Genomic DNA, 6,865 nt, shown 5'->3' with positions numbered 1-6,865 from the left:
CGGCCGGTGAACTCGTCGACGATGATGATCTCGCCGTTCTGCACCACGTAGTGCTGGTCGCGGTGGTACAGGTGGTTGGCCCGCAGCGCCGCATAGACGTGGTGCATCAGCGTGATGTTGGCCGCGTCGTACAGGCTCGCGCCTTCGACCAGCAGGCCGGCTTCGCTGAGCAGGCGTTCGGCGTTTTCGTGGCCGTCTTCGGTCAGGTAGACCTGATGGGTCTTTTCGTCGACGGTGAAGTCGCCAGGTTCGATGACGCCTTCGCCGGTGCGTGGGTCGGCCTCGCCGATCTGCTTCTTCAGGCCCGGGATCACGGCGTTGATGCGCACGTAGAGCTCGGTGTGGTCCTCGGCCTGGCCGCTGATGATCAGCGGCGTGCGGGCCTCGTCGATCAGGATCGAATCGACCTCATCGACGATCGCGAAGTTCAGGCCGCGCGCCACGCGATCGGCGACCTCGTAGACCATGTTGTCGCGCAGGTAGTCGAAGCCGAATTCATTGTTCGTGCCGTAGGTGACATCGGCCAGGAAGGCCAACTGCTTTTCCTCGCGCGTCAGGCCCGGCACGTTGACGCCGACCGACAGGCCGAGGAAGTTGTACAGCCGCCCCATCCACTCCGCATCACGCCGCGCCAGATACTCGTTGACGGTGACCAGGTGCACGCCCTTGCCGGACAACGCGTTCAGGTACACCGGCAGCGTGGCCATCAGCGTCTTGCCTTCGCCGGTGCGCATTTCGGCGATCTTGCCGTTGTGCAGCGCCATGCCGCCAATCAGCTGCACGTCGAAGTGGCGCATCTTCAGGCTGCGTTTGCCGGCTTCGCGCACCACGGCAAAGGCTTCGGGCAGCAGGTCGTCCAGCGCAGTGCCCTGGGCCACGCGCTCGCGGAATTCGTCTGTCTTGGCACGCAGCGCGGCATCGTCGAGCACTTCGAACTGCGGCTCGAGCGCGTTGATCTTCTCGACGACGCGGCGGTATTGCTTGATCAGGCGCTCGTTGCGGCTGCCGAAAATCGAGGTGAGAAGCTTGGGCAACATGCGGTGTGGGGCGAGGCTGGGCAGCCTGCACATCTGGGGACACTTTTGGGGAAGCCAAGCACCGATGCAAGCGCAGCGGCAGCAGGGCTATTGGAGACTCCTCAGGCCGACGAAAAGCGCAGCGCCAGCCGGGCCTAACAAAGCCGTCGAGTCTATCACCCGGGTCCCCGCGCCCGGGCTAGCGCCGGAGCGGCGCTCTGCGCATCGGCCGACCCCTACACTGCAGCCATGGCCTCCCCTCCGCCCAGGCAGGCGATCTCGATCGACAGCGCGCTGGCCGCCAATGAAACGCTGGGCCGGCTGAGTGAGCGGCTGCGCGCCTCGCAGGCCTGCTTCGAGCTGATCGCCCCGTTGCTGCCGATGGCGCTGCATGCACAACTGCGGCCCGGGCCGATCGATGACGAGGCCTGGACCCTGTTGGCCCCGAACGGGGCGGTCTCGGCCAAGTTGCGCCAGCTGCTGCCTGCGCTGGAGGCGCGGCTGATCGGGGCCGGCCTTCCGAGGCGCATCATCCGTGTGCGGATCTTGACCAGTTTGTGAAGACTAGCCGTCGAACTAGGGGGTTGCGTTGCGGGCGGACACGCCTGATGCATGCGCCGACTGCACGACCGGCTCCCTCGTGAACGGCCCGCCGCCGGCTCGCCGTGACACGCGAGCCGCCGATGTTCGTATTCACTATTGCCGGTTGACGCGGCTGGCCTGACGGCTATCGTCCCGGGCCTGGCAGTAGCGCCAACGCTGGCGCATCAGCGGAGCCTGTTCATGAGCTTGTCGTTCAACACCGTGCCGTCCTCCCGCCCCGCTCCGCAGGACGAACCGAGCACCATGCCCATGCCCTCCGAGCCGGTGGGCTGGCGCCGCTGGGCCGACGCGATGCCGGACATCTGCCTGTGGCTGGCGCCGAATTCGGGCCGCATCGTCGACTGCAACCGCGCGCTGTTCAGCACGCTGGGCTACGGACGATCCGAAGTGTTCGGCTGGCCACTGCAGGCGCTGGCCGAACCCCACAACCTGGAAACCGCCGGTGCCACCTGGCGCAAGCTGGCGTCCTGCGGCGAACTGCGGGATGCCGATTGCACGCTGCGTGCACGCAACGGCTTCGATGTGGCCGTCAGCGCCACCGCCAGCCCGGTGCTGAACGACCACGGCAAGCTGGTGGCCGGCCTGGTGGTGATGCGTGACATCACCGAGCGCCGCCGCCGCGAGCAGACCTTGCAGGTCCGCAAGCGCCAGCTCAAGACACTGGCCTACGAACTGACGGTGGCCGAATCCCGCGAGCGGGCCCGCGTGGCGCAGGATCTGCAGGACGGCATCGGCCCGCTGCTGGCCCAGGCACGGGCCACGCTCCAGCGGCTGGCCCAGGGACCGCAGACGCTGAGCGTCGACAGCCTGCGGGAGCTGGAAACGCTGCTCGTCGAGGGCCAGCGTTCGGCCGATGCGGCCAGCTTCGCGCTGGCCAGTCCGCTGCTGCAGGCCGCGGGCCTGCAAGCGGCGATCGACGATCTCGCCCAGCGTCTGACGAGCGCGGGCCCGCTGATCGTCCGCGTGGAAGGCATGTTGCCCGCCACGCTGCAGATGCCCGAGGCCAGTGGCGCTGTGATGTTCCGGGTGCTGCGTGAGCTGACCACCAACGCGATCAGGCATGCCCGGGCGAACCAACTGTGGATCCGCGTGCAGCTGGAACCCGATCGGCTGTGCATCGTCGTCGGCGACGACGGCGTGGGCTTCGATGTCGCGCGGCTGCCGACCTCGTTCAGCGCGGCGAGCGGCTGCGGCCTGTTCTCGGCCGATGCGCAGATGCAGGCCATCGGCGGCCGCCTGGTGGTGCAGTCGAAGGCCGGGCGCGGCACCCGCGCGATGCTGGTGCTGCCGATGGCGCCGACCGCAGGGCAGCCGGGCGGCCCGGCGCCGGCCTGAGTCACCGGCGCACTGCTACGATCAGCAACGCCGGACCCGGTGCCGCGGAGGCCGCCATGACCACCTGGACGCTCTTCAAGCCGCTGGACATCTCCAGCTTCGACTTCCTGTCGCTGGGCGACGACGCGGTGGCCGATGTGATGACTTCCGACCACTACCGGGAGTCCGCCGGCCGCTTCACGCTGGACATCTTCGGCGACGGCCTGCACTACAACCACGGCGAACTGCTGCCCTTGGGCGACATCTTCGGCATCGACCTGTTCGAATCGCTGGACGAGGCCTTGCAGATCGTCGACGTGGTCTGGAGCCTGCTGAAGATCCTGTCCTACTACAACCCCCTCACCGACCACTGGGACCTGGAAGGCCTGCACGACTACCTGTTCCGCGAGGCCGACTGGTTCGACGGTTCGGAAGGGGACGACTGGTTTGCCGGCCGCGGCGGCGACGATGTGCTGCAAGGTGGCGGCGGCATCGACGTGGCGGCATACAGCGGCGCGCGCAGCGACTTCACGCTGTCGCGCACGGCCGAAGCCTGGCAGCTGGCCGATACGCGCGGCAGCGAAGGCACCGACACGCTGGCCGGCGTCGAGCGCCTGCAGTTCCAGGACAGCAGCCTGGCGCTGGACCTCGCGGGCCACGCCGGCACCGTGGCGCGCCTGATCGGCGCCGTGTTCGGTCCGCAATTCCTGGCGCACGCCGACTTGGTAGGGGTGGGCCTGGCCTTGCTGGACGAGGGCATGAGCACCGTGCAGCTGAGCGCCCTGGCCACAGGCAGCGACCTGTTCGAGGCGCTGGCCGGCTCGCATTCGAATGCCGACTTCGTGCGCACGGTCTACCGCAACGTCACCGGCACGGAGGCCGACGATTCGACGCGGGACTACTACGTGGCCTTGCTCGACAGTGGCACCATGACGCAGGCCGCATTGGCCGCCGTGGCCGCCGAAACGGAAATCAACGCCGAGCAGATCGACCTGATCGGCCTGGCGCAGACCGGCATCGCGTTCACACCAGCGGATTGAGCCCTGCTGCGACCGATCAAGGTGCCGTGCCGGCGACGGCACTGGCCGCGCCCGGCAACAACAGTTCGTTCTTCACATCGGTCACGCCTTGGGGCGCACGCGCCAGCACCGTGGCCCGGTCGCGGGCTTCGGCACTCGGCGCCGGCCCCTTGAGCGTGACCACGCCCGAATGGGTGCTGACATCGATCTTCAGCGCACTCAGTGCTGGATCCGCAGCGAGCGCGGTCTTGATGCTCGTGGTGATGCCCGCATCACTGAGGGCCAGCGCGGCCTTGCCCATGCCGGCAACACCGGCCTCGGCGGCCTGCTGGGCCGATTGCTGCACGCCGCCGGCCACGCCGCGCACGGCATCTTCGCCGCGCTCGACGGTCGCATCCAGCCGCTGGCCCAAGCTGGCCGTCTCGTAGTAGCCCGACACCAGGAATCCACCGATCACCGCGCCAACGATCGCCGTGGCCAGCAGTCCCCAGCCGCGACGGCGCCGCCGGGGCGGAGGCGCCGGCCTGACCGGGATCAAGCGACTGGACACCTTGTCGGCGTCAGTGCCCATGGCGTAATGGGGCTCGAGGGGGGTGGGGTGTGTAGCCATGACACAAGCCTAGGGCGGCTTGCTTGCGCCATCTGTCAGCAGGCGGCGGCTTCGGCTGTGCGCGCTGTCTGACAAGGCCAGGTGGTGCCGGCTATCTGACTCGAACAGATGACCTTCCGCTTACAAGGCGGGTGCTCTACCAACTGAGCTAAGCCGGCACGGCTTGGGAGCGCTGCGAATTGTAGGCCGCGCGGCACGCGCGACCAGGGTTCAGCTACTTGATGCGCTTGAGCGACGGTCGGCTGCCGGGGGCCGGCGGCGTCGGCTCCGGGGGCTGGTCGTCGGACCAGCCGGCGCGCGGCGCCGGGGGTTCCGCGGCGGCCTCCGGCGCCTCGTCGGTGTGGGCCAGGCGCAGGCCACGGGACACGGGCTCGGGCACGGCTTCGGGGCCTTTTGAGCCAGCCGGCGCCGGCGCGGCTTCGGTGGGCACCGGGAAGGCCATGCCCTGGCCGTTTTCGCGGGCGTAGATCGCCACCACGTGATCGACCGGCACGACGATGTCGCGAGAGACACCGCCGAAGCGCGCGCGGAACTCGATGAACTCGTTGCCCAGCTTCAGCCCGGAGGTGGCCTCGAAGCCGACGTTGAGCACGATCTCGTTGTTCTTCACGTACTCCATCGGCACCTGCACCAGCCGGTCGACGAACACCGCGACATAGGGCGTGAAGCCGTTGTCGGTGCACCAGTCATGCAGTGCACGGATCAGGTAGGGCCGGGTCGAGGTGCCCTGTTCGTCGGGGGCGGCAGGAATGCTCATCGGGTGCAGCTTACTTTCGCATGACCTTTTCGGACGGTGTCAGCGCCTCGATGTAGGCCGGGCGCGAGAAGATGCGTTCGGCGTACTTCAGCAGCGGCGCGGCGTTCTTCGACAGGTCGATGCCGTAGTAGTCCAGGCGCCACAGCAGCGGGGCGATGGCCACGTCGAGCATCGAGAAGTCGTCGCCCAGCATGTACTTGTTCTTCAGGAAGATCGGCGCCAACTGGGTCAGGCGTTCGCGGATCTGCGAGCGCGCCTTTTCGAGTTGCTTGTCGTTGGCCTTGACGCCCGAACGTGCCTCGATGGTGTTCACGTGAGCGAACAGTTCCTTCTCGAAGTTGAACAGGAACAGCCGCACGCGGGCCCGCGCCACCGGGTCGCCGGGCATCAGCTGCGGATGCGGGAAGCGCTCGTCGATGTACTCGTTGATGATGTGCGACTCGTACAGGATCAGGTCGCGCTCGACCAGGATCGGCACTTCGTTGTACGGGTTCATCAGCGCGATGTCTTCGGGCTTGGCGAAGAGGTCGACATCGCGGATCTCGAAGTCCATGCCTTTCTCGAACAGCACGAAGCGGCAGCGGTGCGAATAAGGGCAGGTGGTTCCGGAGTAAAGCACCATCATGGCGGCGGCTCCCAAAGAGACAAGAAAAAGCAGAAAGACGGCGGGACGAACAGCGGGATCTGAAAAAAGCAACACGCGCAGGGAGCCCGCTAGGCTACCACTGCGCGCGTGGCCCGGTGCGCCGGGCCCTGTAGATGGGGCTTACTTGATGTCTTTCCAGTAAGCGGCGTTCAGGCGCCAGGCGATCACCGTGAAGACCGCCAGGAACAAGAGCACCCAGACGCCCAGGCGTACACGCTGGGTCTGTGCCGGTTCGCCCATCCACTGGAGGTAGGCCACCAGGTCGGCAACGGCGATGTCGTAATCGGCCTTGTTCATCGAACCCGGCTTGGTCTGCTCGAAGCCCTTGAAGACATGCACCGTCTTCTTCGGGTCGTGGGCATCCTTCTCTTCGACATAGACCGGGCGCTGCTCACCCTGCAGTTCCCACAGCACGTGCGGCATGCCGACCGCCGGGAACACCAGGTTGTTCCAGCCGGTGGGCCGCGTTTCGTCGCGGTAGAAGGTACGCATGTAGGTGTAGAGGTAATCCGCGCCGGAGCCGTTGGCGCCGGCCCGTGAGCGCGCGACCACGCTCAGGTCCGGCGGCACCGCGCCGAACCATTCCTTGGCGTGTTGCGGGTCCATGGCCACCGTCATCAGGTCGCCGACCTTCTCGCCGGCGAACAGCAGGTTCTTCTTGATCTGCTCGTTGGTCAGGCCGATGTCCTGCAGCCGGTTGTAGCGGTTGTAGGACGCTGCGTGGCAGTTCAGGCAGTAGTTGACGAACAGCTTGGCGCCGTTCTGCAGCGCGGCGACATCGGTGACACGTTCCTTCGGGAACTTGTCCCAGGCCGGGCCGCCTTCACTGGCCCAGGCAGAGCCGGCCAGCGTCAACGCGGCCAGCAGGCAAGCAAGGAGTCTTTTCATGGTTGTGCGCTC

General features: G+C 67.1%; 8 protein-coding genes and 1 tRNA gene. 3 read left to right on the top strand and 6 right to left on the bottom strand.

Annotation, left to right across the window (positions count from 1 at the left end):
- A partial coding sequence (locus tag VLK61_RS06795; RefSeq protein ID WP_325419510.1) for a DEAD/DEAH box helicase occupies positions 1 to 1,037 on the bottom strand: 1,037 nt, incomplete at its 3' end.
- A 228-nt stretch (positions 1,038 to 1,265) separates the two neighbouring features.
- Between VLK61_RS06795 and VLK61_RS06790 the strand changes: the two genes are divergently transcribed.
- The 3 genes from VLK61_RS06790 (at position 1,266) to VLK61_RS06780 (ending at position 3,973) form a co-directional block, all read left to right on the top strand.
- Positions 1,266 to 1,577, top strand: coding sequence for a hypothetical protein (locus tag VLK61_RS06790; RefSeq protein ID WP_325419508.1), 312 nt, complete (start codon positions 1,266 to 1,268; stop codon positions 1,575 to 1,577).
- A 222-nt stretch (positions 1,578 to 1,799) separates the two neighbouring features.
- A complete protein-coding gene (locus VLK61_RS06785) occupies positions 1,800 to 2,954 on the top strand; it encodes a PAS domain-containing sensor histidine kinase (protein ID WP_325419506.1) in 1,155 nt (384 codons plus the stop codon).
- A 56-nt stretch (positions 2,955 to 3,010) separates the two neighbouring features.
- A complete protein-coding gene (locus VLK61_RS06780; RefSeq protein ID WP_325419504.1) occupies positions 3,011 to 3,973 on the top strand; it encodes a DUF4214 domain-containing protein in 963 nt (320 codons plus the stop codon).
- A 16-nt stretch (positions 3,974 to 3,989) separates the two neighbouring features.
- On the opposite strand, the gene VLK61_RS06775 is transcribed toward VLK61_RS06780, so the two are convergent.
- From VLK61_RS06775 to VLK61_RS06755, 5 genes are all read right to left on the bottom strand, one after another.
- Positions 3,990 to 4,562, bottom strand: coding sequence for a BON domain-containing protein (locus VLK61_RS06775; RefSeq protein WP_325419503.1), 573 nt, complete (start codon positions 4,560 to 4,562; stop codon positions 3,990 to 3,992).
- An 82-nt stretch (positions 4,563 to 4,644) separates the two neighbouring features.
- Positions 4,645 to 4,720: transfer RNA gene (locus VLK61_RS06770), tRNA-Thr, on the bottom strand.
- A 56-nt stretch (positions 4,721 to 4,776) separates the two neighbouring features.
- A complete protein-coding gene (locus VLK61_RS06765) occupies positions 4,777 to 5,319 on the bottom strand; it encodes a ClpXP protease specificity-enhancing factor (protein ID WP_325419502.1) in 543 nt (180 codons plus the stop codon).
- Positions 5,320 to 5,329: 10 nt separating this feature from the next.
- On the bottom strand, positions 5,330 to 5,944 hold the full coding sequence (locus VLK61_RS06760) for a glutathione S-transferase N-terminal domain-containing protein (protein WP_325419501.1): 615 nt from the start codon (positions 5,942 to 5,944) through the stop codon (positions 5,330 to 5,332).
- 141 nt (positions 5,945 to 6,085) lie between these two features.
- The gene (locus VLK61_RS06755) at positions 6,086 to 6,853 is read right to left on the bottom strand and encodes a cytochrome c1 (RefSeq protein WP_325419512.1); all 768 of its coding nucleotides are present in this window, start codon (positions 6,851 to 6,853) and stop codon (positions 6,086 to 6,088) included.
- Positions 6,854 to 6,865: the final 12 nt, after the last annotated feature.

The sequence above is a fragment of the Aquabacterium sp. genome, assembly GCF_035476535.1.
GTDB lineage: Bacteria > Pseudomonadota > Gammaproteobacteria > Burkholderiales > Burkholderiaceae_C > Pseudaquabacterium.
This window is presented reverse-complemented; position numbering and strand designations above follow the sequence as displayed.